This is a genomic window from Paraconexibacter sp. AEG42_29, from assembly GCF_040581415.1.
Taxonomy (GTDB): domain Bacteria; phylum Actinomycetota; class Thermoleophilia; order Solirubrobacterales; family Solirubrobacteraceae; genus Paraconexibacter.
The window spans coordinates 949,523-975,803 of the sequence record NZ_CP114014.1 but is presented as its reverse complement, the minus strand read 5'-3'; the positions used below and the strand labels follow the sequence as shown (position 1 = coordinate 975,803).

Below are 26,281 nucleotides of genomic sequence, written 5' to 3'. Positions count from 1 at the left end.
GTCAGACACCCAGCACCGCCTTGGTCTCGACGAACTCCTCGAGCCCGAAGCGCCCGAGCTCCCGGCCGAGGCCGCTGAGCCCGTAGCCGCCGAACGGGGCGCCGAGGCTGTCCCGTGCGCTGACCCCGCCGACCTTCACCTGGCCGGCGCGCAGGCGTCGGGCGACGGCGCGGGCACGCTCGTCGTCGCCCGTGAACAGCTCGGCCGACAGCCCGTAGTCGGTCGCGTTGGCGAGGCGCACCGCGTCATCGTCGCCCGTGTGGGTCAGGATCGCCAGCACCGGACCGAAGACCTCCTCGCGGTGGATCGCCATGTCCTCGGTGACGCCGGCCAGGACGGTCGGCGCGACGTAGAAGCCCTTCGCCGGGACACCGTCCGGCGGCGTGCTGCCGCCGTGGATCGCGCGGGCCCCCGCGGTGAGGGCGCCGTCGATGTGCACGCGGATGCGGTCGCGAGCGGCGGCGGAGATGACCGGCCCCATCGTGGTCTGCGCGTCGAGGGCGGGGCCGACGGTCAGCGCCGCCGCCGTCTCCGCGGCGAGCGCGTAGGCGTCGTCCGCACGAGCCACCGGAATCAGCAGCCGCGTCGGCGCGTTGCACGCCTGCCCGCTGTTGAAGCAGCAGCGGGTCACCGTGTGGCGGACGGCCGCCTCGAGGTCGGCGTCGTCGAGGACGACGGACGGCGACTTGCCGCCGAGCTCCAGGCACGCGCGCTTGATCGCGTCGCCGGCGATCGCGCCGACACGGCGACCCGCAGCGACCGAGCCGGTGAGGGAGATCACGTCCACGCCGGGGTGACGGACGAGCGCCTCGCCGGTGATCGGCCCGGTGCCGTGGACGACGTTCAGCACGCCGTCCGGGAGGCCGGCCGCGCGGGCCGCCTCCTCGAGCAGCGCGATCGTCAGCGGCGCGAGCTCGCTCGGCTTCAGGACGACGGTGCAGCCGACCGCCAGCGCAGGCGCGACCTTCGCCGCGATCTGGTGCAGCGGGAAGTTCCACGGGGTGATGGCGGCCACGACGCCGGCCGGCTCGCGGATGATCGTCGCGCCGCCCTCGCTCGCGACGAACGGGAAGTCCCGCGCGGCCTCGACGGTCGACCGGAGCACTGCGACGGGCAGCATCGCCTGGACCGCGGTCGCCTGGGCCAGCGGCATCCCCATCTCACGGGCGAGCGATCCGCCGATGGCGTCGGTCCGCGCCTCGAGCCCGTCCGCCAGGGCGCCCAGCAGCGCGAGGCGCTCGTCCAGCGGCGTCGCCGCCCACGCCGGATACGCATCACGCGCCGCGCGGACCGCGGCGTTCACGCCGTCCGGTCCGGCCTCAGCGACCTGCCCGATGACCTCCTCGGTGCTCGGGTCGACGACGTCGATCATGCGCGCACCACGACAGGGAGCTTCTTGATCCCGCGGAAGAAGTTCGAGCGCAGGCGCTCGGGCTCGCCGGTGACCTCGACCCGCAGGTCCCGGCGGATCAGCTCCTCGAGCAGGATCTCGCCCTCGAGCCGCGCGAGGTGCGACCCGATGCAGAAGTGCGGGCCCCAGCCGAAGCCGAGGTGCTTGTTCGGCGTGCGGTCGAGGATCAGCGTGTCCGGATCGGGGAAGACCCGCTCGTCGCGGTTGGCGGACGTGAACCACAGCACGACCTTGTCGCCCTCGCGGACCTGCTTGCCGTGCAGCTCGACGTCGCGCATCGCGGTCCGCCGCATGCAGACGATCGGCGACACCATGCGCACGACCTCCTCGATCGCCTGGCGCGGCTTGACCTCGCCCGCCTTCAGGCGCGCCCACTCCCCCGGGTTCTCGTGCAGGAGCAGCGCGGCGCCGGTCATCATGTTGCGCGTCGTCTCGTTGCCCGCGACGAGCAGCACGAGGTAGTACGGGTCGAGCTCGTCGCGCTCCAGGCGCTTGCCGTCGATCTCGCCCGTGACGAGGACGCTGATGAGGTCGTCCTGCGGCTCGCGGCGGCGCTGCTCGGTGAGCTCGTGGAAGTAGTCGAAGACCTCGTGCCGGACACGCTCCACGACGCTCGGGTCCGCGACGTAGTCCGGGTCCGTCTGGCCGGACATCACGTTCGTCCACTCGAGCAGACGATGGACGTCCTCCTTCGGCGCGCCGAGCATCGTCCCGAAGACGAGGATCGGGATCTGCATCGTGGCGGTGGCGACCAGGTCGCACTCACCGGCGGCCACGAGCTTGTCGAGGTACTCGCTGACGACCTCGCGGGCCCGCGGCTCCATGTTCTCGACGCGCTCACGCGCGAAGTCGGACGTCAGCAGGCCCCGGAGCGGCTTGTGCCGCGGCGGATCCATGTTGTGGATCGACGGCTTGCCATGCCCCTCGGCCCGCCGACTCTGGATCTGGGTGCCCTGCGCGCTGGAGAACGTCTGCCAGTCCGAGCCCGCGGCTTTCACGTCCGCGTAGCGCGTCAGCGACCAGAAGCCGGGACCGTCCTCCTCGTCGTTCCAGTGGCACGGGTCCTCGTCCCGCAGACGCCGGAACAGCTCACCGTCCTCGCCCGCGACGAACGGGTCCAGCTGCATCAGATCCACGTCGACTGCGTCCATCGAACCGTCTCCTCCAAAGCGGTTTGCGACTGCGAATTCACATTCGCATACTTCGCGGTCGCGTGTCAAGCTGTCACCGATGACGGACGTCGTGCTCACCGGAAACGCCCGCGGACGGGCGTCCCGCGCCCGGTTGCTGGAAGCCGCCGCCGGCTGTTTCGGCGAGCGCGGTTACGCAGCCACCCGCATCGCCGACATCACCGCCGCCGCCGGCATGTCGCAGGCCGGCTTCTACCGGCACTTCCCCGACAAGGACGCGATCCTGCTCGAGGCGCTCCAGGTGCCGCTCGAGGCGCTGCTGGCCGCGACCGGCCCGCTCACCGAGGGCAGCTCGGTCGACCACGAGAAGATCGTCGCCCGCAACACGGAGTTCTTCCGCGTCTACGCCGAGCACCGCCAGGTCCTGCGCGTGCTGCGCGAGCTGGCCGCGATGCACGAGCCCGGCCTGGACGCCGTCTGGCTCGACGTCCGGCGCGGATACGTCGAGCGCATCGAGCGCTGGCTGCGGCGACTGCAGAAGCACGGCGTCCTGCAGACGTCGGACGTCAAGGTCCTGGCCGACGCGCTGGGCGGCGTCCTGGATCAGCTGGCCTACACCCGTCTGGCGCTGGCCACGAAGCCGCCGACCGAGAAGGAGATCCTCGCGCTCGGGCGCGTCTCGGGGGAGATCTGGTCGCGCACGCTCGGCGGCTGAGCGCCGCGTCGTCGTCCGCGGGCTCTGTCGTAGGCTCCCGCGGGTGACCCTCACCCTGCTCCACAACCCGCACTGCTCGACCTCGGTCCACGCCCTCGACGCGCTCGAGGCGGCCGGGCACGAGGTCACCGTGCGCAAGTACCTCCTGGTCGCCGAGCGCCTTGACGCCGACGAGCTGCGGGCGCTGGCGGGCCGCCTGACCGGCGATCCGGTCGACGCGCTGATCCGCCGCGACAAGCAGTACGAGCGCCTGGGCCTGGAGGCCGACGGGCTGGACGCAGAGGCCGTCGTCGCGATCCTCACCGAGCACCCGGCGCTGCTGCAGCGGCCGATCCTGGACGACGGCGAGGCGGCGATGATCGGCCGCCCCCGCTCCCGCGCGGCCGACTGGGCGGCAGCGGGTCGCGTGGCCTGACGGGCTTCGCGCAGGCTGACGGCGCCGGATGGCCGTGCGGTCGGCTCTGTCGTGTGTCCGGAAGGGACGCTGTGGTCGGGGCCGGTGGTCGGGGGTCGGTGGCGCTGACGCCGAAGACTGCCCCGGTGACGGCGGCTTTGGGAACTGCGGGCTGTTGACGGCGGTGGGCGCTGCGAGGCTGTTGGGTCTTGGGTGCGGGGCGTGGGGCGGGTGGCTGGCAGGGCGGGCAGGCGAGTGGTGGATCGCACGGCTCCCGACCGGGTGGAATGCCACTGGCTGCTGCCGGGCGGGGCGAGCGGTGGATTGCACGGCTCCCAGCCCGGGAGAAGGCCATCGGCCGCCGCCGCCCCGGCGGCGGCACCCTCGGAGGATTCGGGGGGTCAGGCCCGCAGGAGCCTCCACGCAGCGCGGCCGGGCCGGACGCTCGGAGGATCCCGGGGGTCAGGCCCGCCAGACCCTCCGCGCGTCGCCCCGCACCGGGACAGCGGTCGTGATGGCCTCGTGGCGGCCCGCGTAGGATCAGGCGCCATGCACGACGGCGCGCCCGATCGGTGGACCGGCCTCATCGACGGCGTGCTGGCCGACACGGACGCGATCGCGGCGGACACGCTCGGCGCCATCCGGGAGGCGCTCCCCGTCTACCGCGACGTCGCGCCCGAGGAGCTGCTCGCGTCGCTGCGCGTCTCCTTCGACCTGATCCTGCGCTCGGCCCGCGACCGCGGCCTGCAGCTGGACGACACCGCGCTCGAGGCCCTCGCCGCCGGCGGGCGCCACCGCGCCGCCGCCGGCGTCCGCGCCGACGAGATGCTGCTCGCCTGGCGGATCGGCTTCCAGATCGTCCTGGACCACGCCCGGGCGATCGGCGCACGCGACGGCATCCCGCCGGAGCAGATGCTCGAGTTCCTGCAGGCGCTGATCGCGTGGTCGGACCGCGGCATGGTCGTCGTCACTGCCGCTCACCACGACGCTGCGCTGGACAGCGCCCGCGCCGACCAGGAGACCCGCTCGGACTTCGTACGCGGCGCGCTGCTCGGGACGCTCCCACCGGCGGAGCTGACGGCACGCGCTGCCGCCATCGACCTCGACCCGACCCACGAGTACGTCGCGGTGCGCGCCGCCGTCCCGGCCGGCCTGTCCGTGACCGAGGTCCGCCGCGTGGCCGGCTTCGGGGAGACCGTCGGCTCCACGCGCGGGCAGACCGCGCTGATCGGCGACGACGTGGCCGGCTTCCTGCCCGAGCTCCACTCGCGCGCGGCGACCATCGTCATCGGCGCCGGGCCGCCGCGCACGCTGGACAAGCTCGCCGAGTCCTTCGACGCCGCGACCCGCGCGCTGGCGACCGCCCGCGCCTTCGGCCTCACCGGCGTCCAGCGGTTCGAGGACCTCGGTCTGCTGCCGGCAATCGCCGCCGACCACGCGGTCGGAACGCCGCTGCGCGTGAAGTACGTCGACCCGCTCAACGCCGAGACCGCCCAGAGCGTCCGCGTCTGGCTCGCCGCCGGACTGCACGTCGACCGCGCCGCGGAGCAGCTGTTCGTGCACCCCAACACGCTCCGCTACCGGCTCGCGCGGTTCGAGGAGCTGACCGGCACCAGCCTGAAGGACCCGGTCACGCAGTTCGAGGCCTGGTGGGCGCTCCAGTACGCCTCGATCGATCTTGGAGCGGGGTCCAAAGCGGTTCGTCCGTAGGTCCGTGGTCGGGGCCCCGGCGGTGGATGAAGCTGCCTTCAACGCAGCGACACACCACGAACCGAGGAGCACCGATCAACATGACCACCACCGTCACCCCCACCGAAGCCGAGCAGGTCGCCCGCGCCAACGCGTCCGGCAAGCCGCCCGTCGTCTTCGTCCACGGCCTCTGGCTCCTGGCCGGCAGCTGGGACCGCTGGGCCGAGGCGTTCGAGGCCGCGGGCTACGCCGCCGTCACGCCGAACTGGCCGGACGACCCCGCCACCGTGGCCGAGGGCAAGGCCAACCCGCAGACGTTCGCCGGCAAGTCCGTCGGCCAGGTCGCCGATCACCTGCAGGAGGTCATCGAGGGCCTCGACCGCAAACCCGTCCTGGTCGGCCACTCGTTCGGCGGCCTGCTGGTCCAGATCCTCGCCGGCCGCGGCCTCGCGGCAGCGACGATCGCCATCTCCCCCGCGCCGTTCAAGGGCGTGCTGCCGCTGCCGCTCGTGGCGCTGAAGTCGTCCTCGGCGGTCCTGCTGAACCCGCTGAACGCGTCCCGGGCCGTGATGCTCACCCCGAAGCAGTTCCGCTTCGGCTTCGGGAACGCGGTCAGCGAGGAGGAGTCCCAGCAGCTGTGGGACACCTACCACGTCCCCGCGCCGGGCAGGCCGCTGTTCCAGGCCGCGATCGCGAACCTCAACCCGTTCGCGACGGCGACGAAGGCCGACACCAAGCGGGCCGACCGCGGGCCGCTGCTCGTCATCGGCTCCCCGGAGGACCACACCGCGCCCGTCGCGATGGCCAAGGCGGCCTACAAGAAGCAGCGGCGCAACCAGGCCACGACGGAGTACGTGGAGATCCCCGGCCGCGGCCACTCGCTGGTCGTCGACAGCGGCTGGCGCGACATCGCGGACACGGCGCTCGAGTTCCTGGGGCGCGCCGCGTGACCCGGACCCCTGCCGCGGCGTGTGGTCCAGAGCGCACATCAGGAGCTCTGGACCGCACGCCGACCCGTCAGCGGCCGCCCGCCACGGCCGGTGGCGGCGTCGCGGCGGCCGCCGGACCGGTCGGGACCAGCACCGACCCCTCGGCCTGCAGGCCCGTCTCGGACCGCACGTAGAGCTCGTCGAAGCTCCGCTGGCCGACCTCGGGCTTGCCGAGCACCGTCCCGAGCCAGCAGCCGAAGAAGCCCAGCGGGATCGAGATGATGCCGGGGTTCGCGAGGTCGTAGAAGGACAGCATCCCGCCCTCCCCGTCCGGCCCCGGCCAGACCTTCGGCGAGATGATCACCAGGAAGATCGACGAGACGATCCCGAAGGTGACGCCCGTCACCGCGCCGGTCGTGTTGAACCGCCGCCAGCTGAGCGCGCAGACCAGCGCCGGGAAGTTCGCGCTGGCGGCCACCGCGAAGGCGAGGCCGACCATGAAGGAGACGTTCAGGCCCTCGCCGCCGATGATCGCGATCGCGATCGAGATCGCCCCGATCGACGTCGCCGCGATTCGCGCGACCATGATCTCCTCCTTGTCGCTGTGCGGCTTGCCCTTGCGGATGATGCTCGTCCAGATGTCGTGCGCAACGGCGCCGGACGCGCTCAGGACGAGGCCGGCGACGACGGCCAGGATCGTCGCGAACGCCACCGCGGCGATCACCGCCAGGAACAGGTCGCCGCCGAACGTCCCCTCGCCGCCGCCCAGGAACTGCGCGAGGTTCGGGGCGGCGAGGTTGCCGCCGGTGCCGGCCGCGGCCACGCCCTCCTGCCCCAGGAACGCGCGGGCGCCGAAGCCGATGAACGTGGTCAGGATGTAGAAGCCGCCGATGATGAACATCGCGATGACGACGGACCCGCGCGCCGCCTTGCCGTCCGGGACCGTGAAGAAGCGGATCAGGATGTGCGGCAGCCCGGCGGTGCCGAGGACCAGCGCTATGCCGAGCGACACGGTGTCGACCGGGCTCGACAGGAACGTGCCCGGCCCGAGCGAGAACGTGCTCTCCGCGGTCGTGTTGGCCTCGGCCCGGTTGAACAGCTCGATCGGGTTGAAGCCGACGCGCTCCAGCACGAAGGCGGACATGATCAGGATGCCGACCATCAGTAGGCAGGCCTTGATGATCTGCACCCACGTCGTGGCGAGCATCCCGCCGAAGATGACGTACATCAGCATGAACACGCCCGTGAGCAGGACCGCGACGGAGAAGTCGAAGCCGACGAGCGCCTGGATCAGCACCCCGGCGCCGACCATCTGCGCGATCAGGTAGAACGCCGCGACCGTCAGCGTGCCGGCGGCGGCCGCGGTGCGTGCCGGCCGTTCGTTCAGCCGGAACGACAGGACGTCCGCGATCGTGTACTTGCCGGCGTTCCGCATCCGCTCGGCGAGCAGGAACATCACGGTGAGGAAGGCCACCAGGAAGCCGACGGAGTACAGGAAGCCGTCGAACCCGAAGATGAAGATCAGGCCCGCGATGCCCAGGAACGACGCGGCGCTCAGGTAGTCGCCGGAGATGGCCAGGCCGTTCTGGAACGCGGTGATCGACCGGCCGGCAGCGAAGAACGAGTCCGCGCCGGTCATGCGCTTGGAGGCCCAGTAGGTGATGGCGAGCGTGATCCCCAGCACGAAGGCGAAGATCACCAGCGCCTCGACGTTCACGGACGCGGCGAGGACGGTCATGACCGCGCCTCCCCGTCGCGGCCGGCGTCGAGCGCGACCTGGGCGGCCTGGGCGGCGAGCGGGTCGTAGACGTTCTCGGCGCGCCGCAGGTAGGCGACCCCGAGGATGCCGACCATCGCGAACTGCGTGAGCGCCAGGCAGTAGCCGACGGTCAGCCCCTCGTAGACGGACGACGCCATGAAGTCCTTCGCGTAGCCGGCCAGCAGGATGAACCCGATGTACCAGCTGAGGAAGAAGACGGTGGCGGGGACGACGAACCGCCGCTTGGCGGCGATCAGCGCCTGGAACTCGGGGGACCGCTCGGCGGCCACCCAGTCGATCGGTGGCTCAGGGGTGGGGTCGGGCATGGTGCGCTCCTCCAGGACGGACGGCGGGACGGATGAGCCAATGGGACGCGACCGGGCCGCCGACGGGCAGACCCCGACCGGTCGGACGGCCCGAAACCACGACGAACGGTCGTTGACGGCGGACGAACGGCCGCCGTTCGACGGCCCCGGGAGACGCGGGTAGGGTTGCGTCCCCGGAGAGAGGGTTGTTTCGACGTGGACGTGATGATCGGTTTCGCCCTTGCGCTCGTGGTCGTGGCGTCGGGTGTCGCGGTCTACCGGCTCGTCAGCGGGCCGCGGCGCGTGCTGAGTCCCGAAGGCCGCGCGGGCCAGGCTGCGCTGCATGCCGCCGTCGCGACGCTGCCCCACCTGCGCCACGGCCTGACGGCGGAGACCGCCGGCGAGGCCGCTCCCTGGCTGCGGATGCTGGTAGACGCGCCCGCGCTCGCCCTCTGCGACCGGTCGGGAGTCCTGGCGTTCGTGGGTGACGGCGCGGGCCACCACCACACCGGCGACACGTCGCTGCTGGGCATCCCGGTCAGCCCCCCGGACCGGCTGCGCATCGAGCCGCACATCGCGTGCATGGAGCCCAGCTGCCCGCTGGCCGCGGCGGTCGTCGCCCCGATCCTGATCGGCGAGGAGGCGGTCGGGACGCTGCTGGTCTTCTACCGGTCCGGGGGCCGCGTCCGCGCCGAGGAGACCCGCGTCGTGCAGGAGTGCGCCGCGCTTGTTGGTGCCCAGGTGGCCCTCGCCGAGCTGGCGCTGCAGCAGAGCCGCCTCGCCGAGGCGGAGCTGCGCGCGCTCCGGGCCCAGATCTCGCCCCACTTCATCTACAACGCGCTGGCCGCGATCGCCGCCCACATCCACTCCGACCCCGAAGAGGCCCGCGAGCTGCTGACGGACTTCGCCGACTTCACGCGCTACCTGTTCCGCGCCCAGCGTCCGTACGTCACGCTCGCCGACGAGCTCACCTATGTCGAGAAGTACCTGCGCCTGGAGCAGGCGCGGTTCGGCGACCGTCTGACCGTTCGCATCGAGGTCGCCCCGGAGGTCCTGCAGGCCGTGGTGCCGGTCCTCTCGCTGCAGCCGCTGGTCGAGAACGCCGTCCGCCACGGCTTCGAGGCCCACGGCGGCAGCGGCACCCTGGAGATCCTCGGGCGCGACCTCGGCGCCGACGTGGAGGTCCGGGTGCGCGACGACGGGCCTGGCGTCGGCGATCCGGACGGGGCGCTCGCCGGGCGGTCCGGGGGCATCGGCCTGGCCAACGTCCAGCAGCGGCTGCGGCAGAGCTTCGGCGCGGGCTACGGCCTGCGCATCGAGACGGGGTCCGGCGGCACCGACGTGGTCATGTCGCTGCCGAAGTACCGCGCGGGGGTGCGGGCCGCGTGACCTTGCGCGTCCTCGCCGTCGACGACGAGCGGCCCGCGCTCGAGGACCTCGGGCGGATGCTCGGGCAGTCCCGCCGGGTGGACTCGGTGGAGCTCGTCGGGTCTGCCCGCGACGCGCTCATCCGCGTCGGCGAAGCGCGCTTCGACGCGCTGTTCCTGGACGTGCGGATGCCGGCCATGGACGGCGTGGAGCTGGCCCGGGTCCTCACGCGGTTCGCCGACCCGCCGGCGCTGGTCTTCGTCTCCGCCTACGAGACCGCCGCGGTCCAGGCGTTCGAGCTGCACGCGGTCGACTACCTCATGAAGCCGGTGAGCCGCCGCCGGGTGGAGGAGGCGCTGGAGCGGGTGGCCGGCGCCGCTGCCGCCCCACCCGCGGGCGCCGCGCCCGCGACCGGCCTGACGGAGACCGCCGACGACGTCGTCCTCGTGGACGCGCCCCGCGGCGGCACCCGATTGCTTCCCCGCGCGTCGATCCTCTACGGGCAGGCCTACGGCGACTACGTCCGGATCGTGTCGACCGAGGGGCGCTTCCTGATGCGCACGACGCTGTCGGACCTCGAGCGCCGCTGGGGCCCGCACGGCTTCGCGCGCGTGCACCGCGGCTACCTCGCGAACCTGCGCCGCGCGGTCGAGCTGCACCCGCTCATGAACGGGACCGCAACCCTGACGTTCGCCGACGGGCACGGCGTGCCGATCTCCCGCCGGCAGGTCGCCGAGCTGCGCCGCCGGCTGCGGGCGTGACCGCGCGATGAGCACCGGGAGCACCCGCGACGAGCTCGCCTCGGACTCCGAGGTCGGGCACGTCTACCTGCGGCAGCTGGTCCGCGCGCAGCTGCTCCTGTCGCTGACGGCGCTGCTCGCCTTCGGGGGACTGCTGGCCGCGCTGCCGCTCGCGATCGCGGTCCTGCCCGGCCTGCAGCGAGTGCAGGTGGCGGGCGTCCCGCTGCCGCTGCTGCTGATCGGGGCGCCGCTGTTCCTCCTGTTCCTCGCCGTCGGCTGGCTGTACACGCGCCGTGCGGATGCCCTCGACACCCAGTTCGCCGAGCTCGTGGAGGAGCGCCGGCCGTGATCGCGCTGCTGGCCGTCGGGGTCGTCACCCTCGGCGGCCTCGGCCTCGGCCTGTTCGGCGTCCGGCTCGCGCGGTCGACCTCCGACGTCTTCGTCGCGTCGCGCGCGATCTCCCCGTGGTGGAACGCCGCCGCGATCTCCGGCGAGTACCTCAGCGCCGCCTCGTTCCTCGGCATCGCGGGACTGCAGATGAAGATCGGCGCGTCGGCCCTCTGGCTCCCGGTCGGCTTCGCCGCGGGCTACCTGGCGCTGCTGCTGTTCGTCGCGGCCCCGCTACGACGTTTCGGCGCGTACACGATCCCGGACTTCGCGGAGGCGCGCCTGGAGGCGCGCTGGATGCGGGTCGTGGGCTCACTCATGGTGCTGGTCATCGGCGGCTTCTACCTGGTCCCGCAGCTCAAGGGCGCCGGGCTCACGCTCGGCGTGGTGACGGGGGCGCCTTACTGGATCGGGGTCGCCATCGTGGCCGTGGTGGTGACGGTCGTGGTCGCGTTCGGCGGCATGCGCGGGATCACCTACGTGCAGGCCTACCAGTACTGGGTCAAGACGTTCGCCATCCTGCTGCCGGCGTGCCTGCTGCTGATCCACCTCGGCGGGCTGCCCGCCCGCGCGGCCCTGTTCGGCGCCGAGCTGCCGACCGCCCCGCCCGGCGGCCTCGTCGTCCAGCTCGACGAGGCCACCAGCGTGGAGTTCCCGGCGGCGGCGCGCTACGTGATCGACGGCCGGGCGTTCCGCGCGCCGGCGGGGGCGGAGCGGACGCTGCCGGCCGGCGAGCTGCGGCTGGCCGCCGGGACCGTCGTCCCGGTCGCCGACGACATCCCCGCGAGCGCGGGCCGGGACTGGTCGCGCCCCGTCGCCGCCCACGGCCGCGCCTCGCCGGTGTTCGTCTTCTCGCTGCTCCTTGCGACCGTCCTGGGGACGATGGGCCTGCCGCACATCCTCGTCCGCTTCTACACGAACCGGGACGGACCGGCCGCGCGCCGGACGACCGTGCGCGTCCTCGGGCTGCTCGGCCTCTTCTACCTGTTCCCCGTCGTGTACGGCCTGCTCGGTCGGGTGCTCGTCCCCGAGCTGTACATCACCGGCGCCACGGACGAGGTGGTCCTGCGGCTGCCCGAGGCTGCGTGGCCGGGGCTCGGCGGCGAGCTGCTCGGCGCGGTCACCGCTGCCGGGGCGTTCGCGGCGTTCCTGTCGACGGCCAGCGGGCTGCTGATCTCGCTGGCCGGGACGGTCTCCTACGACCTGTGGGAGCGCGTCGGCAGGCAGCGCGCGCCGGAGCCCGCCGACCGGGTGCGCCGCTTCCGGCGCGCGGCGCCCGTCGTGGTGGCGCTGCCCGCGCTGCTGGCCCTGCTGGCGCGGGACATCGACATCTCGGTCCTCGTCGGGTGGGCGTTCGCGCTCGCCGCCTCAACCTTCTGCCCGCTGTTCGTGCTCGGGATCTGGTGGACCGGGATCACCGCCCGCGGCGCCGCGGCCGGCATGGCGACCGGAGCGCTGACCGCGTCGGCCGCGATCCTCGCCGGCCTCATGCTCGACCCCGCGGCCGGGTCGGCGACCGAGGCGCTGCTGACCCAGCCGGCGGCGATCTCCGTCCCGCTCGCCTTCGCGACGATGGTGCTCGTCTCGCGCCGGGACCGCCACAAGCCGCAGCGCGTGCGCGAGCACATGCGGGCGCTGCACGTCCCGGAGGCGCTCGGCCTCGAGCCGACGCGGCGAGCCTGACTCCCCGGCGGCCGGCTCAGGCGACGTTGCGACGCCAGAACGCCGGCGTCAGGAGCACGAGGACGGTCAGCACCTCGAGGCGCCCGGCGAGCATCAGGAACATCAGGATGCAGCGCGCGCTCTCGGACAGCGACGAGAAGTTCTCGGTCGGGCCGACGGTGCCGAAGCCCGTTCCCAGCAGCGCCAGGCAGGAGACCGAGCTGGTGAGGGCGCTCACCGCGTCGACACCCGTGATCAGCAGCGCGAACGTCCCGGCCAGCGCGACCAGTCCGTAGATCAGCGCGAACGCGAGCACCGCGCGCCGCACGTCCTCGCTGAAGACGCGGCCGCGCGTGCGCAGGACCTGCACCGCACGCGGGCGCAGCTGCCGCTGCAGCTCCTGGCCGACGGTCTTCCACAGCAGCAGGAGGCGGACGACCTTGATGCCGCCGGACGTCGAACCCGCGCAGCCCCCGATGAACATCAGCACGAGCAGCTGCGAGCGGGCGAAGTCGTTCCAGCGGTCGTAGTCGTCGGTGACGAGGCCCGTGCCGCTGCCGATCGACGCCACCGTGAAGCCGCCGCCGCGCAGCGCGCCCCAGAAGCCGCCGTCGTGACCGGCGATCACGAGGCTCGTCGTGACCACGACCGTGGCGGCCAGCAGGATCAGCGCGAACGCGCGGACCTCGGCGGCCTGCGGCCAGATGCTGCCCCCGCGCAGCACGCGCCAGTAGAACGCGAAGTTGATGCCGGACGCCACCATGAAGACGATCGCGACAAGCTCGATCGGCAGCGAGTCGAACGCGCCGATCGACGCGCTCCGCGTCGAGTACCCGCCCGAGGAGATCGTCGTGAGGATGTGGTTGAACGCATCGAACGGCCCCATGCCCGCAGCGAAGAACGCGGCGAACCCGGCGACGGTGAGGCCGACGTAGATCGAGCAGATGATCTTCGCCGTGTCCGCGATCCGCGGCGTCAGGCGGTCCTGCGTCACGCCGGAGGTCTCGGCGTGGAACAGGCGCTGCGAGCCGACGCCCGCGGCGGGGGCGATCGCGACGACCAGCACGACGATGCCGACGCCGCCGAGCCACTGCGTCAGGCTGCGCCAGAGCAGGACGGAATCGGGGACCTGCTCGACGTCCATGAGCGACGAGCCCGTGGTGGTGAAGCCGGCCATGCTCTCGAACAGCCCGTCCACCGCCCGGGGCAGGGTCCCCTCGAGGACGAACGGCGCGGCGCCGGCCGCCGCGGCGACGATCCAGGCGAGCGTCACGGCCAGGTAGCCGTCGCGCGAGCGGAACGGCACGTTGCGAGCCCGTCGGGACAGCAGCGTTCCCGCACCGGCCAGCGGGACGAGCACCGCTGCCGGCAGTGCGAACGCGTGCGCTGCGCCGTCGCCGATCGCCAGCGAGTAGCCGGCGCAGACCAGCATGCCGACGGCCAGCGCGGCGAGAACCGCCGCGAGAACCGGCAGGATGAGCCGCCAGTTGAACCCTGGCCCGAGCGCGATCCGGCGGATCACGCGTTGAAGGTGCCGACCACCGCGCTGATCCCGCTGCGCGCGTTGAAGGTGATGACGCGGTCCCCGGCGCGGATGCACTCCTCGTCCCCGGGGAACATGACGCGGTCTCCGCGGACGAGGGCCGCGATGCGCGTGATCGCGAGCGTCTGCACGGACTCCATCGTCTTCCCGTCGGCCTTACAGCCGGCGTCGACGACGACGTCGGCCAGCTCGCCGCCGCCGATCAGCAGGTGGATCGCCTCGACGTTGTCGCCGCGCACGACGCGCAGGATCGCCTCGGCCGTCACCAGCCGCGGTGAGAAGCCCGCGTCGATCTTGAGCGCCTCGACGAGCGGGGTGTACTCCTCGCGGGACACGACCGCCATGCTGAGGCCGGCCCCGAGCTGCTTCGCGTTCAGCGCCGCGAGCAGGTTCGCGCGGTCGTCGCCGGCGGACGCGATGAACGCACCGACGCGATCGACGCCGTGGGCCAGCAGGACGTCCTTGCCCAGGCCTTCCTCGTGCAGGACGGTCGCATGACGCAGCAGCTCGGCGATCTCGCGCGCACGGTCGATGTCGCCCTCCATGACCGTCACGTCGAAGCGGCCCTCGGCCTCCAGACGGCGTGCGAGCGGCAGGCCGATCCGGCCGCCGCCGAAGATCATCACGTCGCGCACTTGGCGGGTGTAGCCGGCGATGTGCGTCACGACGCCGGCGATGTCGTCGCGGCCGGCGGCGACGATCAGGTGGTCACCGGCCTTCGGGCGATGGCCGGGCTCGGCGGCGACCACCCGCGTGTCGCGGATCAGCCCGACGATCCGGTGCGCCTGCCCGGCCGGTCGTTCGGCCAGCGAGCGCCCGATCAGCGGCGAGCGGTCGGTGACGACGCACTCGGCGACGGCGACCTTGCCACCGGCGAAGTACTCCACGTGCACCGCGCCTGGCAGCATGATCGCCTGCGCGAGGTCCTCCGCGGTGGCGCGCTCGGGGTGGATCAGGAAGTCGATCCCCAGGATGTCGCGGGCGAACTTCTCGTCCTTGCCGAAGTACTCGGGGTCGCGGACGCGCGCGACGGTGCGCCGTGCGCCGAGCTGATGGCTGGCCAGCGCCGTGATGACGTTGCTCTCGTCGCTCGGGGTGACGGCCACCACGAGGTCGGCGTCCGCGGCCCCCGCCGATTCGAGCAGCCGCGGCGACGCACCGTTCCCGTTGATCACGAGCGCGTCGAGCTCGCTCTGCAGGGACTCGGCGCGGCCGGGATCGAGCTCCACGGCGGTGATGGCGTGCCGCTCGGCCGTGAGCGTACGGACGATGTGCAGGCCGACCTCCCCGAGGCCGACGACGATGACCTTCACGAGCGGCGCCCGGGCCGGGCGGCCGTGCTGCTGGGCCTGAGGGCGGCGGGCATTCCCTGCACGCTACCCCTCAGGGGGCGCCGATGGCGGCCGTCCGCTTTCACCCGCGCCGGCCCGTCGCCCGTACCCACGGGTGATGGCCACCGCCCCGAACCGTAAGGACGACCACCTGCGCATCGCCGCCGGGCCCGGTGTCACGCACGACCGCGGCCCGGGACTCGACGCGGTGCGCCTGCGCCACCGTGCGCTCCCCGGCCGCGACCTGGCCGACGTGGAGCTCGCGATCCGCCTGCTCGACCGCGACCTCGCCGCGCCGCTGCTGATCTCGGCGATGACCGGCGGCACCCCGCACGCGGCGGTCATCAACGCCCGCCTCGCGACGGCGGCGACCGAGCGCGGCCTGGGCTTCGTGCTCGGGTCCGGGCGCCCGCTGCTGGCCGACCCCGGGCTCCTGCCGACCTACCGGTCGCCGGCGCGTCCGCCGCTGCTGCTGGCCAACCTCGGCGCGGTCGGCCTGACCGCCGAGCGTGCGACGCAGCTCGTCGACCTGCTCGGGGCGGACGGCCTGAGCATCCACCTTAACCCGCTGCAGGAGGCTGTCCAGCCCGAGGGCGAGCCGCACTTCGCCGACGTGCGGGACCGTATAGCGGCCGTGGTCGCCGCGCTGGCTCCACTGCCGGTCGTCGTGAAGGAGGTCGGCTTCGGGATGGACGGCGAGGACGTCCGGGAGCTCGCCGCCCTCGGCGTCGCCGCCGTCGACGTCGCGGGGTCCGGCGGGACGAACTGGGCGCTGGTCGAGGGTGCCCGCGACGCCCGGGCCGGGGAGGTCGCAGCCGCGTTCGGCAGCTGGGGCGTCCCCACCGCGGACTCCCTCCGCGCCGCCGCCCGCACCGCGCCCGACGTTCCGCTGCTGGCCAGCGGCGGGGTGCGCGACGGCGTGGACGTCGCCCGCTGCCTGGCGCTCGGCGCCCGCGCGGCCGGCATGGCGCGGCCGCTGCTGATCGCCGCTCGCGAGGACCGGGCCGGCGACGCGCTCGACCTGGTCCTGCGCCAGCTGCGGATCGCGGTCTGGGCGACCGGTGCACCGTCCGCGGCGCGCATGGGCGCCGGTGAGCTCGCGTGAGCCGGGTCGTCGTCATCGGCGCGGGCCTCGGCGGCCTCGGCGCCGCCCTGCGGCTGCAGGGCGCGGGGCATGACGTCACCGTGCTCGAGCAGCGCGCCACCCCGGGCGGGCGCGCGGCCCAGCTGATCGACCGGGGCTTCACGTGGGACCTCGGCCCGTCGCTCGTGACGATGCCGTGGGTCCTGGAGGAGACGTTCGCCGCCGGCGGCCTGGACTTCCACCGCGAGGTGACGCTCCGCGAGCTCGACCCGTTCTACCGGATCTTCTGGGCCGGCGAGGACCGGCACCTGGACTTCGTCCGCGACCGCGAGGCGATGCGCGAGCAGCTCGCCGGCTTCAGCGCCGCCGACGCAGGACGCTTCGACGACTACATGGCCGCGATGGGCCGGATCTACGAGGACGGCATCCTCGGCGCGGGCCGCCGGGAGTTCGCGAGCCTCGGGCAGCTCGCGGCCTTCACGCCGAAGATGGTCCGCCTCGGCGCGGCGCTGCCGCTGCACCTGGCGACGTCCCGCTTCTTCAAGGACCCGCGGCTCCGAGAGGCGTTCTCCTTCCACTCGCTGTTCATCGGCGGCGACCCGTTCCGCGTCCCTGCCATCTACGGGGCGCTCGTGTACCTGCAGTTCCTCGACGGCGTCTGGTACGCCGACGGCGGCGTGCACTCGATCGTGACCGCGATGGCCGGCGCGCTGGACGTCCGCTGCGACTCCGGGGTCGAGCGCATCGAGACGCACGCCGGGCGCGTGCGCGCGGTGTGGACGCACGGCGGCGAGCGCCACGACGCGGACGTCGTCGTCGCCAACAACGACGTGCTGGACATCCCCCGGCTGCTCGGCCACCCGGCGCCGCGCCGGCCGCTGCGCCCGACGATGTCCTGCTTCCTGCTCTACCTCGGGACCGACCGCCGCTTCGAGAAGCTGCTGCACCACACGCTGCTGGTCGGGGACGGGTACCGCGACTTCATCGCCGACGTCACGCGGCGCGGGCAGCTGGCCCGGACCTTCTCCACCTACGTCCACGCCCCGAACCGCACGGAGCCCGGGATGGCGGACGGCCACGGCGACTCGCTGTGCTTCCTGCTGCCGGTCCCGAACCTGCGCGGCCGCGTGGACTGGGCGCGCGAGGGCGACACGCTCCGCGACCGGCTCGTGGCCGACCTCGAGCAGACCTTCGGCCTCACCGGCCTGGACGCGAGCATCGCCGTCGAGCACCGCATGGACCCGCGCGACTTCGCGGAGCGCTACGGCGCCGTCGACGGCAACGCGTTCGCGCTCGAGCCCACGCTGCACCAGAGCGCGGCGCTGCGGCCGCCCAATCGCGACAAGCGGGTCGCGGGGCTGTACCGGGTCGGCGGCGGCACGCACCCGGGGGCAGGGATCCCGGGTGTCCTGCTCGGCGCCGAGGTGACCGCGGGCCTGGTCGCCGCCGACACGTCGCGGGCCCGCGCGCGTGTCTGAGCTGGTCGTCGATGCTGGCCTGCAGCGCCGGGCGCGGACGACGACGCGGCGCGCCGCCCGGACGTTCAGCCTGGCCTGCCGGCTCCTGCCCGCCGAGGTCCGCCAGGACGTCTACCTGCTGTACCTCGTCTTCCGCACGCTCGACGACCTGGTCGACGACGGCCCTCCGGCGGTCGCCCGCGAGCGCGTGGCGGCGGTCGAAGGCTGGTGCGACGGCCGCCCGGCGAGGACGACGGACGAGACGGTCGTGCTGGACGCGCTCGCGGCCCGGCACCCCCTGCCCCGCGCGGCCCTGCGCGACTTCTGTGCCGGGATGCGCGACGACCTGGACGGGTGGCGCCCCGCGACGGAGGCCGACGTGGACCGGTACTGCTACCGCGTCGCAGGGACCGTCGGCCTCGTCATGGCGGCGGTGCTCGGGACCGACGACCCTGACGCTGCGGCCGCGGCGTGCAGCCTCGGCATGGCGATGCAGCGGACGAACATCCTGCGCGACATCGACGAGGACGAGGCGGCCGGACGCCGCTACCTGTCCGCCGATGCCGTCGCGCGCCACGGCGCTCCCGTCCCCGGCCGTCGCGCCGGGCTCCTGGCCGAGCAGATCGCCCGCGCGGACACCCTGTACGACGAGGGCCTGCGCGGTGTGCGGCACCTGCGCCGCGGCCGGCCGGCGATCCGGGCGGCCGCCGGCATGTACCGCGAGATCCTGCGCCAGCTCGAGCGCGAGGGGCTCGGCGAGCGGCCCGGTCGCGCGGTCGTCTCCCCGGGGCGGAAGGTCCGCAGCGCGCTGCACACGGTGGCGACCCGTCGGTGACCGATCGCCCGCTCGTGATCGTGGGGGCCGGCTGCGCCGGGCTGTCGCTCGCGGTCGCGCTCCTGGACGCCGGCTGGGACCCGCCGCTCGTCCTGCTGGAGCGCCGCACCGACTACACGCGCGACCGCACCTGGTGCTTCTGGGACACGGGCGACGTCCCCTGGACCCACCTGGCGGACGCGTCGTGGGCGCGCTGGCGGATCGGCGACGCGGTTCAGGAGGCCGACGAGCACCCCTACGTGCAGCTGCCCGCCGACCGCTTCTACGCCGCGGCGCTCGGACGCCTGCGGCGGGCCCGGCACGTGGAGCTGCGCCGCGGCGTCCGTGTCCTGGGCCTGGCCGAGCGGGGCGACGGCGTGCAGCTGCGGACGACGGCCGGCGTGGTGAGCGCCGCGCATGTCGTCGACTGCCGCGGCCCCGCGCACCCGGCCGTGCGCGCGGCGGTCCGCGACGGGCTGACCCAGCGTTTCCTGGGCCAGTTCGTCCGGACCGACCGGCCGTGCTTCGACCCGGGCGAGGCCACGCTCATGGCCTTCCACGGCGACCATCCGCGGGAGCTGCGGTTCGTCTACACCCTGCCGGTCAGCGACCGCGAGGCCCTGGTCGAGGACACCTCGTTCGCCTGGCACACGACGCCCTCGCGTGACCGGCGGCGCGCGATCGCGGCCGCCGTCGCCCAGCCCTTCACGGTGACCGGCAGCGAAGCCGGCGCGATCCCGATGAGCGCGGTGAGCGTGCCTCAGACGTCCCGCGTGTGGGCGGCCGGGCTGCCGGCCGGGGCCGCCCGGCCGTCCTCGGGATACGCGTTCGTGCGCATCCAGGCGCAGGCGGCGGCGATGGCCCAGGCGCTGTGCGACGGGCGCACGCGACCACCGCGTGTGGGGAGCGCCCGGCGCGACGCGCTGGACGCGGTGTTCCTGCGCGCCCTGGACGCGGATCCCCCCGCGTTCGCGGCCCACCTGGAGGCGCTCGCGTCGGGCGTCGATGGGGACGTCCTCGCGCGGTTCATGAACGACGCCTCCTCGCCCGCCGACGAGCTGCGCGTCATGGCCGCGTTACCCCCGCTCCCGTTCCTGCGCGCGGCGGCGGGCACCGCGTTGCCGCTGCCCGCGCGCGGCAACGGCTGACCGCCGCAGAGTTGGGCCTAGGCCTCGATCAGCCCGGTGCGGATCGCGTAGCGGGTCAGGGCCGTCCGGTCCTTGAGGCCGGTCTTCTCGCTCAGGCGGGTCCGGTGCCCCTCGACGGTCTTCAACGAGATGTCCAGGAGCTCGCCGATCTGACGGGTCGTATGGCCTTCGGCGATGAGCTTCAGGACCTCCGTCTCGCGGGCGCTCAGCTGGTCGCCGTGGCCGTCCGCGGGCCGGTCGCCGGCCAGCAGCGTGTCGATCAGGCTCCGGGTGGCCCCCGCATGGAGGAACGCCCCGCCGGACAGCGCGGCGTGGCAGGCCGAGATCAGGTCGCGGTCGACGGACGACTTCAGGACGTACGCGCTCGCGCCGGCCCGCAGCGCCTCGACGACGAAACGCTCGTTGTCGTGCATCGACAGCATCACCACCGGCAGCGCCGGCTGCACCCGTCGCAGCTGCGCGAGAGCCTGCAGGCCGGTGAGCCGCGGCATCGTGATGTCGAGGATGACGAGGTCCAGCTCCCGCTCGCCGGCGACGCGCACGGCCTCCGCGCCGTCGTCGGCCTCGGCGACGACCTCGAAGCCGGGCTCGGATTCGAGGATCAGGCGCAGGCCCTGCCGCACGAGCCCATGGTCGTCCGCGAGCAGGATGCGCACGTGTCCCGCGGCGGGCGCCTGAGTCGATGCCGGAGTCGGTGTCGTCACGCGTCCGTGCCCACGGGGATCGTCAGGCGGACGTCGGTCCCCGCCCCGGCGGTCGCCACCACGTCGAGGTGGGCGCCGATCGTGAGCGCCCGTTCGCGCATGCCCTGCAGGCCGACGCCGTCGCCGCCGGTCGGGCCGCGTCCGTTGCCGTCGTCGCGCACGCTCAGCAGGCAGGTGCGGGCGTCGGGGGCGCTGCGGAGCATCACCGAGATCACCGAGGCGTCCGCGTGGCGCGCGGCGTTGGCGAGCGCCTCCTGCGTGATGCGGTAGATGGCGACCTCCGCGGCGGGCGAGAACGCCGGCAGCGGCGGCGCGAGCGCGGTCCGGACCGCGACGCCGGAGCTGCGGCCCGCACGGTCGCAGAGCGACTCGAGCGCCCCGGCGAGCCCGAGCTCGTCGAGCGGGTCGGGCCGCAGCTCGAAGATGATCGTCCGGACGCCGCCCAGGATCTCGCGGGTCAGCTCGCGCGCCCCGGTGAGCTCGTCCTGGGCCTCGGGGCCGGCGGCGCGGTGCGCGCGGTCGAGCATCATCAGCAGCGCGGTGAGGTCCTGGCTCACCTGGTCGTGCAGCTCGCGGGCGATGCGCAGCCGCTCACCCTCACTGGCCTCGAAGCTGGCGGTCGCGCTGCGCAGCCGCTCACGCTCGAGCCGGTCGAGCATCTCGTTGAAGGCGCTCGCCAGCTCGATGAGCTCGAGCCCCGGCCCGTCCTGCGGCACGCGGCGTCCCGGCTCCAGCAGGTCGACCGCGCGCATGTCGGCGACCAGGCGCGACAGCGGCCGCAGCCAGCCGCGCAGCAGCGCGACGTCGACTGCGAGCAGCACCACCACGCCGGTGAAGAGCTCGGCGACCTGGGCCGGCTCAGCCGGTGAGCTGACCGTGGCCGGGGTCACGACGAGCGCCGTCCCGGCACCGATCAGGATCAGCGCGTTCAGCAGCAGGACGCGCCAGAACAGCGTGCGGGAGGACCACCAGGAACGCACGACCCGCATCTTGACGGGTGCGCCCCCGGAACCACTGGTGACGACGTGCGGCACGGGCAACTACCCAGGAGCCGCGCTCGCACGTCGTCACGGTGTGGCCTCAGGCGGCGTCGCCGCCGAAGTGCGCTTGGAGGATCTCCTCCCCCGACTCGCCGGTGCGGACGCGGTACGCCTCGTCCACCGGGGCGACGAAGACCTTCCCGTCACCCACCGCACCGGTCCGGCCGTGCTTGAGGACGGTGTCCACGATCGTCTGCACGTCGCTGTCGGCCACGACGCACTCCAGCTTCACCTTCGGCCGGAGGTAGTTGGTCAGCTCCGCACCGCGGTAACGCTCCGTGATGCCCTTCTGCCGGCCGGAGCCCTTGACCTCGCTGATGGTCAGCGAGGGGAACCCCAGCCCCAGGAGCTCGAGCCGGATCGGCTCGAACGCCTCGTGGCGGACGTACGCCTCGATCTTCTTCATGCGGGCACCTCGCTCTTGCCGGCCTGCGGGACGACGGCCTGCGGGAGGGCGCCGTAGCCCACCAGCTCGGGCGCCGGGATGAACTGCTCGGGGTATCCGTACATGCCGTGCTCGGCGATGTCGAGGCCGGCGTCCTCGGAGTCGTCGTCGACCCGCAGCCCGATCGTGATCTTGATCAGGTAGAAGACCGCGAACGAGATGACGAACACCACGGCGAACGTCAGCAGCACCGCGAGCGCCTGGCTCCCGAGCTGGAAGAACGAGCCCGAGTAGAACAGCCCGGGGTCGCCGATGCCGTTGTAGGCCGCGAGCCGGTCGGACGTGAACAGGCCACAGGCGAGCGTCCCCCAGATGCCGGCGAGGCCGTGGGCCGACGTCGCGCCGACCGGGTCATCGATGTACTTGTCGATCGCGAAGACGCCGAACACGACGATGATGCCGCCGACCAGGCCGATGATCGGTGCCGCCCAGAACTCGACGTAGCCCGAGGGGGCGGTGATGGCGACGAGGCCGGCGATCGCGCCGTTGCCGATCATGCCGACGTCGAGGCTGCGTCCGGTGAGCGCCAGCGCCAGCATCGCGCCCACGACGCCTGCCGCGGCGCCGAGGTTCGTGACGAGCAGGACCTCCGCGAAGCGCCCGTCAGCCGTGCCGAGGGTCGACGCGCCGTTGAAGCCGAACCAGCCGAGCCACAGGATGAGGACGCCGAGGCCGACGAGCGGCATGTTGTGGCCGGGGATCGCCCGCGGCTTGCCGTCCGGGCCGTACTTGCCTTTGCGCGGGCCGAGCAGGATGCAGGCGGCCAGCGCGCCGGTCGCGCCGGTGAGGTGGACGACCGAGGAGCCGGCGAAGTCCTGCACGCCGTTGCCGAGCTCCGCGAAGAGCCCGCCGCCGAAGCCCCAGTGGGCGATCAGCGGGTAGATCAGCGCGGAGAACACCACCGCGTAGATCGGGTACACGGCGAACTTGATGCGCTCGAGCGTCGAGCCCCAGACGATCGCCAGCGACACCGCCGCGAACATGAACTGGAAGATGAAGAACGCCGAGGTCCCGCCGCCGACGGTCTCGCCGTACAGGGCGCTCGCCGTGCCGCCGATCTCGTCGCCGAAGCCGAACAGGAAGCCCTTGTCGCCGAGGATCGTCCCGTCACCGCCGAACGCGAAGCCGAAGCCGACCGCCCACCAGACGAGCGCGGCGATCGAGAAGTTGACGAGGACCTTCGCGATGCCCGCGCCGGAGTTCTTGCCGCGGGACAGGCCGATCTCCAGGAACGCGAAGCCGGCCTGCATGAAGAACACGAGGACCGTGCCGACGATGACCCAGGTCAGGTTGCCCTCGTCGGTCACCTTCGACAGGCCGTCGGCGAGCGACTCCAGCGTCGGTGGATCGTCCTGGGCCAGTGCGGCCCCGGGGAAGAGCAAGGTGCCTGCGACCGCGGCCGCAGCCGCCGTAAGCGCAGTCGAACGTCTCATGGAAGTCCTCCAGGTTGGTTGCCGGGGGGATGATCACCACCGGTCGCCGCCCTCCCGATAGCCCCATGTCGAAAGATCGACGCGACCTGTTCGCCACCCAGTCGAGGGTGCCGGGGACCCCCGTGCGGGACGCGGCGAGAACAAGGGTTTTCCCCCTCCGGACCAGGGGTTTCCCCCTGTCAGCGGGGGTGTGCCGACTCCCACCCGAGGGTGGGTAGCCGCGTCCGCGACCGGCCGTGAAGATCATCGCCATGCCCACCTCCAGCGCTCCCCGCCCCTCGCATCGCCGCGGCCGCCGCCACGCCGTCTGCCTCGCCGTCGCCGGCCTCGTCACCGCGACGCTGGTGCTGATCGGCGGGGGCACCGTGGCCGACGCTGCCCGGCCCGCGACCTGCGCGACCAAGGGGACGACGACGCTCCACGCGACCCCCAGGGTCCGCGTCTACTCGCCGAGCGCGCGCGGCCCGCTGGCCGAGCGCGACCTCTACGCCTGCCTGCGCCCCGCCGGCCGATCGCGTTTCCTCTTCGACGGTGCGAGCAACGAGACCTCGAGCAACGTGCGCATCGTGGGCGACCGCTTCGTCAGCGTCGCCGACCTGCGCATCGTCCCGATCGACGGGGCCCACGAGACGAGCCTGCTCGTCGTCGACCTGAAGACCGGCCGGCAGACCACGGCGAGCCTGCCGGACCCGCCGCGGGAACGGGACTTCACGCTGCTGGCGGACGGGTCGATGGTCTACGTCGAGCGCCCCTACGACGAGCGGACCGACGCGCTGTCGACCACCGTCGGCACGCTCGTCCGGGTGCCGTTCGGCGGTGCCGCCCGGCAGGAGCTGGACAGCGGCGCGATCGGTGACCTCGCGAGCTCGGCCCGGTCGGCCTACTGGACGAAGGACGGTGTCCCGCAGGCCCGGCGGTTCTAGGACCCAGCGGCGTTCACGAGGTCACCAGCGCATCGGCCAGGGAGGCGTGGTCGAGGTCGACGGCCGCGGCGAGGCGACGCTGCACCGCGTGGAGATAGGCCGCGTGGTCGGCCCGGCGCCGCAGGACGTCCGGCCCCTCGAGGAGGCCGTAGTTGCCGCAGAGCTTCACGGCCGGTGAGAAGAGGTGCAGGGAGACCGCGTCGCGGTTCGTGATGCGGCGTTGCTTGAGGTACTGCCGGCCCAGGCCGAGGCAGTCCTGCGCGATCAGCGCCGGGTCGGCCGGCCACTCGCCGAGCGCCTGCAGCCGGTCGGCGACGATCAGATGGCTCTCGACGAAGGAGCGCAGGATGCGCGGCGCCATCAACGCCCCGGACCGCAGCATCGCCGGCCCGATCTCACCGAGGTACTCACGTCCCTGCTCGCGCCAGTCCGGCTCGATGAGCTCGATCTCGGCGGTCAGGTCACGGCGTGACTGCTCGCGGTCGCCGAAGAAGAAGTCGAACTTGAGCAGGTCCCGCAGGCGGAACGCCTCGTCCCAGGCGGCCTGGACGACGTCCTCCCCGGGGTCCTCGGCCGCGCGCAGCAGCGCGAGCTCGGTGATCGCGCGGTCGACGAACCAGTGGATGCTGATGTTGCGGTAGAAGCCGGCAACCAGGGCCTGCTCGCTGCCGATCCCGAAGACCGCCTCGGTGCCGCCGTCAAACCGGTCCACGACGCCGTGCGCGACGAGCGTGGCGAGGGTCTCGCTCACGCCGTCCTGGGTGGTCAGTCGGCGCGCGGCCTCGTCCGCCGGCAGCCCTCGCGCGATGACGTACCGCAGCACGGGGGCGAGGACGTCCTGCACCTGCTTGAAGGTGAGCGCGCGGTCCTCGACGCCCAGTAGCGCAAGGGTCAGGAGCGACTGCGCGGTCGCCGGCGTCGCGCGGTTGATGCGCGCGCAGACCTCGATGGCGACCTTGTGCCGCGCGAGCCGCCGCGCGGACCGGTCCGCCGGATCGGAGCCCGCGGCCTTCAGCGCATCGGAGAGGTCGATCGGGTCGCCGAAGTTCACCTGCACGCCGCCGTAGTCGCCGCGCTGCTGGCGCGCGAAGTGCAGCAGCCACCCGAGCCCCTCGGGTGGTTTGACCGCACCGTGCGACTCGCTCGTGACCTCCTTCGCCTCCGGCAGCTCGTCGTAGACGATCGACGTCGGGATCACCTGGACACCCTCGACGTCGAGATCCTCGACCGCGTCCGCGAGGTAGTTGAACAGTCCGAGCTTCGGCGGCAGCAGCTTGCCCGTCCGCGTCCGGCCGCCCTCGATGTACCACTCGAGGTTGTTGCCCTGCCGGACCACGTGACCCAGGTAGTGCTGCAGGGCGAGCTTGTAGACCTCGTCGTCGCGGAAGCTGCGGCGGATCCAGATGACCCCGGTCCGGCGGCCGAGCGCGCCGATCGGCCAGAACGCCATGTTGATCCCGCCGAGCGTGTGGTTCGCCGCGAAGCCCTGCTGGTACAGCAGCGACGCCATGACGTAGCCGTCGAGGTTCGAGCGGTGCGAGGGCAGGAAGACGAGCGGGTGGTCGCGCCCCAGCTCGCGGATGCGCTGCAGCGCAGCCGCGTCGTAGGTCAGCGTGTAGGCCCGCGAGTAGAGGTACTTCGCCCACCGTGCCCAGATCGCCCGCGCCACCCGCTGCTGCCGGGTGCGCATCTCCTCCAGGCACCCCTCCGCGTCCACCATCACCGCGGCCCGATCCTCGCCCAGCCGATCGGCCAAGCTGTCGACCGCCTCCACGAAGCGTGGATCCGAGACCAGCGGAGAGCTCATTGCCCGAGCCTCGCGCGCGGGCCTCCAGGTGCCCACCACCGAAAGGGGGAACCGGGCACCTCC

General features: G+C 73.2%; 24 protein-coding genes. 13 read left to right on the top strand and 11 right to left on the bottom strand.

Going from position 1 to position 26,281, the window contains the following annotated elements:
- Nucleotide 1 precedes the first annotated feature (1 nt).
- Both DSM112329_RS04665 and DSM112329_RS04660 read right to left on the bottom strand, forming a co-directional pair.
- On the bottom strand, nucleotides 2–1,372 hold the full coding sequence (locus DSM112329_RS04665) for an aldehyde dehydrogenase family protein (protein WP_354700647.1): 1,371 nt from the start codon (nucleotides 1,370–1,372) through the stop codon (nucleotides 2–4).
- Nucleotides 1,369–2,562, bottom strand: a complete 1,194-nt coding sequence (locus tag DSM112329_RS04660) for a cytochrome P450 (RefSeq protein WP_354700646.1) — start codon at nucleotides 2,560–2,562, stop codon at nucleotides 1,369–1,371. Before DSM112329_RS04660 ends, DSM112329_RS04665 begins: the two co-directional genes overlap by 4 nt.
- A gap of 79 nt (nucleotides 2,563–2,641) precedes the next feature.
- Here DSM112329_RS04660 and DSM112329_RS04655 point away from each other — a divergent pair, with 79 nt between their 5' ends.
- From DSM112329_RS04655 to DSM112329_RS04640, 4 genes are all read left to right on the top strand, one after another.
- On the top strand, nucleotides 2,642–3,256 hold the full coding sequence (locus tag DSM112329_RS04655; protein ID WP_354700645.1) for a TetR/AcrR family transcriptional regulator: 615 nt from the start codon (nucleotides 2,642–2,644) through the stop codon (nucleotides 3,254–3,256).
- Nucleotides 3,257–3,299: 43 nt separating this feature from the next.
- Complete coding sequence (locus DSM112329_RS04650; protein ID WP_354700644.1) at nucleotides 3,300–3,671, top strand: ArsC/Spx/MgsR family protein; 372 nt, start codon at nucleotides 3,300–3,302, stop codon at nucleotides 3,669–3,671.
- A gap of 528 nt (nucleotides 3,672–4,199) precedes the next feature.
- Nucleotides 4,200–5,360 carry a helix-turn-helix domain-containing protein gene (locus tag DSM112329_RS04645; RefSeq protein WP_354700643.1) on the top strand — a complete coding sequence of 387 codons (1,161 nt, stop codon included), beginning with the start codon at nucleotides 4,200–4,202 and terminating at the stop codon, nucleotides 5,358–5,360.
- Nucleotides 5,361–5,440: 80 nt separating this feature from the next.
- Nucleotides 5,441–6,289, top strand: a complete 849-nt coding sequence (locus DSM112329_RS04640; RefSeq protein WP_354700642.1) for an alpha/beta hydrolase — start codon at nucleotides 5,441–5,443, stop codon at nucleotides 6,287–6,289.
- A 67-nt stretch (nucleotides 6,290–6,356) separates the two neighbouring features.
- Here DSM112329_RS04640 and DSM112329_RS04635 read toward each other — a convergent pair whose 3' ends face one another.
- Nucleotides 6,357–7,985: a sodium/solute symporter gene (locus DSM112329_RS04635; protein ID WP_354702440.1), complete on the bottom strand. Its 1,629-nt coding sequence runs from the start codon at nucleotides 7,983–7,985 to the stop codon at nucleotides 6,357–6,359.
- A gap of 17 nt (nucleotides 7,986–8,002) precedes the next feature.
- Entirely contained in the window at nucleotides 8,003–8,353 is a 351-nt protein-coding gene (locus DSM112329_RS04630; protein ID WP_354700641.1) for a DUF485 domain-containing protein, read from the bottom strand.
- Nucleotides 8,354–8,557: 204 nt separating this feature from the next.
- Between DSM112329_RS04630 and DSM112329_RS04625 the strand changes: the two genes are divergently transcribed.
- Genes DSM112329_RS04625 through DSM112329_RS04610 form a run of 4 tightly spaced genes read left to right on the top strand, consistent with a single transcriptional unit; the run spans nucleotide 8,558 to nucleotide 12,510 of the window.
- Nucleotides 8,558–9,721 carry a histidine kinase gene (locus DSM112329_RS04625; protein ID WP_354702439.1) on the top strand — a complete coding sequence of 388 codons (1,164 nt, stop codon included), beginning with the start codon at nucleotides 8,558–8,560 and terminating at the stop codon, nucleotides 9,719–9,721.
- The gene (locus tag DSM112329_RS04620; RefSeq protein WP_354700640.1) at nucleotides 9,718–10,461 is read left to right on the top strand and encodes a LytTR family DNA-binding domain-containing protein; all 744 of its coding nucleotides are present in this window, start codon (nucleotides 9,718–9,720) and stop codon (nucleotides 10,459–10,461) included. The genes DSM112329_RS04625 and DSM112329_RS04620 overlap by 4 nt, the downstream gene beginning before the upstream one ends.
- A 7-nt stretch (nucleotides 10,462–10,468) precedes the next feature.
- A complete protein-coding gene (locus DSM112329_RS04615) occupies nucleotides 10,469–10,789 on the top strand; it encodes a hypothetical protein (protein WP_354700639.1) in 321 nt (106 codons plus the stop codon).
- Entirely contained in the window at nucleotides 10,786–12,510 is a 1,725-nt protein-coding gene (locus DSM112329_RS04610) for a cation acetate symporter (protein ID WP_354700638.1), read from the top strand. The genes DSM112329_RS04615 and DSM112329_RS04610 overlap by 4 nt, the downstream gene beginning before the upstream one ends.
- 16 nt (nucleotides 12,511–12,526) lie before the next feature.
- Here DSM112329_RS04610 and DSM112329_RS04605 read toward each other — a convergent pair whose 3' ends face one another.
- Entirely contained in the window at nucleotides 12,527–14,011 is a 1,485-nt protein-coding gene (locus DSM112329_RS04605; RefSeq protein ID WP_354700637.1) for a TrkH family potassium uptake protein, read from the bottom strand.
- Nucleotides 14,008–15,345 carry a Trk system potassium transporter TrkA gene (gene trkA / locus DSM112329_RS04600; protein WP_354700636.1) on the bottom strand — a complete coding sequence of 446 codons (1,338 nt, stop codon included), beginning with the start codon at nucleotides 15,343–15,345 and terminating at the stop codon, nucleotides 14,008–14,010. Before trkA ends, DSM112329_RS04605 begins: the two co-directional genes overlap by 4 nt.
- Nucleotides 15,346–15,481: 136 nt before the next feature.
- Between trkA and fni the strand changes: the two genes are divergently transcribed.
- Genes fni through DSM112329_RS04580 form a run of 4 tightly spaced genes read left to right on the top strand, consistent with a single transcriptional unit; the run spans nucleotide 15,482 to nucleotide 19,866 of the window.
- Nucleotides 15,482–16,468 (top strand): type 2 isopentenyl-diphosphate Delta-isomerase, encoded by a 987-nt coding sequence (gene fni, locus DSM112329_RS04595; protein ID WP_354700635.1) that lies wholly within the window; start codon nucleotides 15,482–15,484, stop codon nucleotides 16,466–16,468.
- Complete coding sequence (crtI, locus tag DSM112329_RS04590; protein WP_354700634.1) at nucleotides 16,465–17,925, top strand: phytoene desaturase family protein; 1,461 nt, start codon at nucleotides 16,465–16,467, stop codon at nucleotides 17,923–17,925. Before fni ends, crtI begins: the two co-directional genes overlap by 4 nt.
- Nucleotides 17,918–18,739: a phytoene/squalene synthase family protein gene (locus tag DSM112329_RS04585; RefSeq protein ID WP_354700633.1), complete on the top strand. Its 822-nt coding sequence runs from the start codon at nucleotides 17,918–17,920 to the stop codon at nucleotides 18,737–18,739. Before crtI ends, DSM112329_RS04585 begins: the two co-directional genes overlap by 8 nt.
- A complete protein-coding gene (locus tag DSM112329_RS04580) occupies nucleotides 18,736–19,866 on the top strand; it encodes a lycopene cyclase family protein (protein ID WP_354700632.1) in 1,131 nt (376 codons plus the stop codon). Before DSM112329_RS04585 ends, DSM112329_RS04580 begins: the two co-directional genes overlap by 4 nt.
- A gap of 17 nt (nucleotides 19,867–19,883) precedes the next feature.
- On the opposite strand, the gene DSM112329_RS04575 is transcribed toward DSM112329_RS04580, so the two are convergent.
- The 4 genes from DSM112329_RS04575 to DSM112329_RS04560 form a co-directional block, all read right to left on the bottom strand.
- A complete protein-coding gene (locus DSM112329_RS04575) occupies nucleotides 19,884–20,522 on the bottom strand; it encodes a response regulator transcription factor (RefSeq protein ID WP_354700631.1) in 639 nt (212 codons plus the stop codon).
- Nucleotides 20,523–20,566: 44 nt separating this feature from the next.
- Nucleotides 20,567–21,550: a HAMP domain-containing sensor histidine kinase gene (locus tag DSM112329_RS04570; protein ID WP_354700630.1), complete on the bottom strand. Its 984-nt coding sequence runs from the start codon at nucleotides 21,548–21,550 to the stop codon at nucleotides 20,567–20,569.
- Nucleotides 21,551–21,650: 100 nt separating this feature from the next.
- A complete protein-coding gene (locus DSM112329_RS04565) occupies nucleotides 21,651–22,016 on the bottom strand; it encodes a P-II family nitrogen regulator (protein WP_354700629.1) in 366 nt (121 codons plus the stop codon).
- Nucleotides 22,013–23,488, bottom strand: coding sequence for an ammonium transporter (locus DSM112329_RS04560; RefSeq protein WP_354700628.1), 1,476 nt, complete (start codon nucleotides 23,486–23,488; stop codon nucleotides 22,013–22,015). The genes DSM112329_RS04565 and DSM112329_RS04560 overlap by 4 nt, the downstream gene beginning before the upstream one ends.
- Nucleotides 23,489–23,739: 251 nt before the next feature.
- On the opposite strand from DSM112329_RS04560, the gene DSM112329_RS04555 reads away from it, so the two are divergent.
- Nucleotides 23,740–24,411 (top strand): hypothetical protein, encoded by a 672-nt coding sequence (locus tag DSM112329_RS04555; RefSeq protein WP_354700627.1) that lies wholly within the window; start codon nucleotides 23,740–23,742, stop codon nucleotides 24,409–24,411.
- Between the two features lie 13 nt (nucleotides 24,412–24,424).
- Here the strand turns inward: DSM112329_RS04555 and DSM112329_RS04550 are convergent, their stop codons facing one another.
- On the bottom strand, nucleotides 24,425–26,218 hold the full coding sequence (locus DSM112329_RS04550) for a 1-acyl-sn-glycerol-3-phosphate acyltransferase (RefSeq protein WP_354700626.1): 1,794 nt from the start codon (nucleotides 26,216–26,218) through the stop codon (nucleotides 24,425–24,427).
- Nucleotides 26,219–26,281: the final 63 nt, after the last annotated feature.

Coding starts and splice junctions, on each gene's coding strand:
- DSM112329_RS04665 (WP_354700647.1), bottom strand. CDS start 1,372: ATGATCGACGTCGTCGACCCGAGCACCGAGGAGGTCATCGGGCAGGTC.
- DSM112329_RS04630 (WP_354700641.1), bottom strand. CDS start 8,353: ATGCCCGACCCCACCCCTGAGCCACCGATCGACTGGGTGGCCGCCGAG.
- DSM112329_RS04625 (WP_354702439.1), top strand. CDS start 8,558: ATGATCGGTTTCGCCCTTGCGCTCGTGGTCGTGGCGTCGGGTGTCGCG.
- DSM112329_RS04655 (WP_354700645.1), top strand. CDS start 2,642: ATGACGGACGTCGTGCTCACCGGAAACGCCCGCGGACGGGCGTCCCGC.
- DSM112329_RS04615 (WP_354700639.1), top strand. CDS start 10,469: ATGAGCACCGGGAGCACCCGCGACGAGCTCGCCTCGGACTCCGAGGTC.
- DSM112329_RS04640 (WP_354700642.1), top strand. CDS start 5,441: ATGACCACCACCGTCACCCCCACCGAAGCCGAGCAGGTCGCCCGCGCC.
- DSM112329_RS04555 (WP_354700627.1), top strand. CDS start 23,740: ATGCCCACCTCCAGCGCTCCCCGCCCCTCGCATCGCCGCGGCCGCCGC.
- DSM112329_RS04645 (WP_354700643.1), top strand. CDS start 4,200: ATGCACGACGGCGCGCCCGATCGGTGGACCGGCCTCATCGACGGCGTG.
- DSM112329_RS04550 (WP_354700626.1), bottom strand. CDS start 26,218: ATGAGCTCTCCGCTGGTCTCGGATCCACGCTTCGTGGAGGCGGTCGAC.
- DSM112329_RS04565 (WP_354700629.1), bottom strand. CDS start 22,016: ATGAAGAAGATCGAGGCGTACGTCCGCCACGAGGCGTTCGAGCCGATC.
- DSM112329_RS04660 (WP_354700646.1), bottom strand. CDS start 2,562: ATGGACGCAGTCGACGTGGATCTGATGCAGCTGGACCCGTTCGTCGCG.
- fni (WP_354700635.1), top strand. CDS start 15,482: ATGGCCACCGCCCCGAACCGTAAGGACGACCACCTGCGCATCGCCGCC.
- DSM112329_RS04560 (WP_354700628.1), bottom strand. CDS start 23,488: ATGAGACGTTCGACTGCGCTTACGGCGGCTGCGGCCGCGGTCGCAGGC.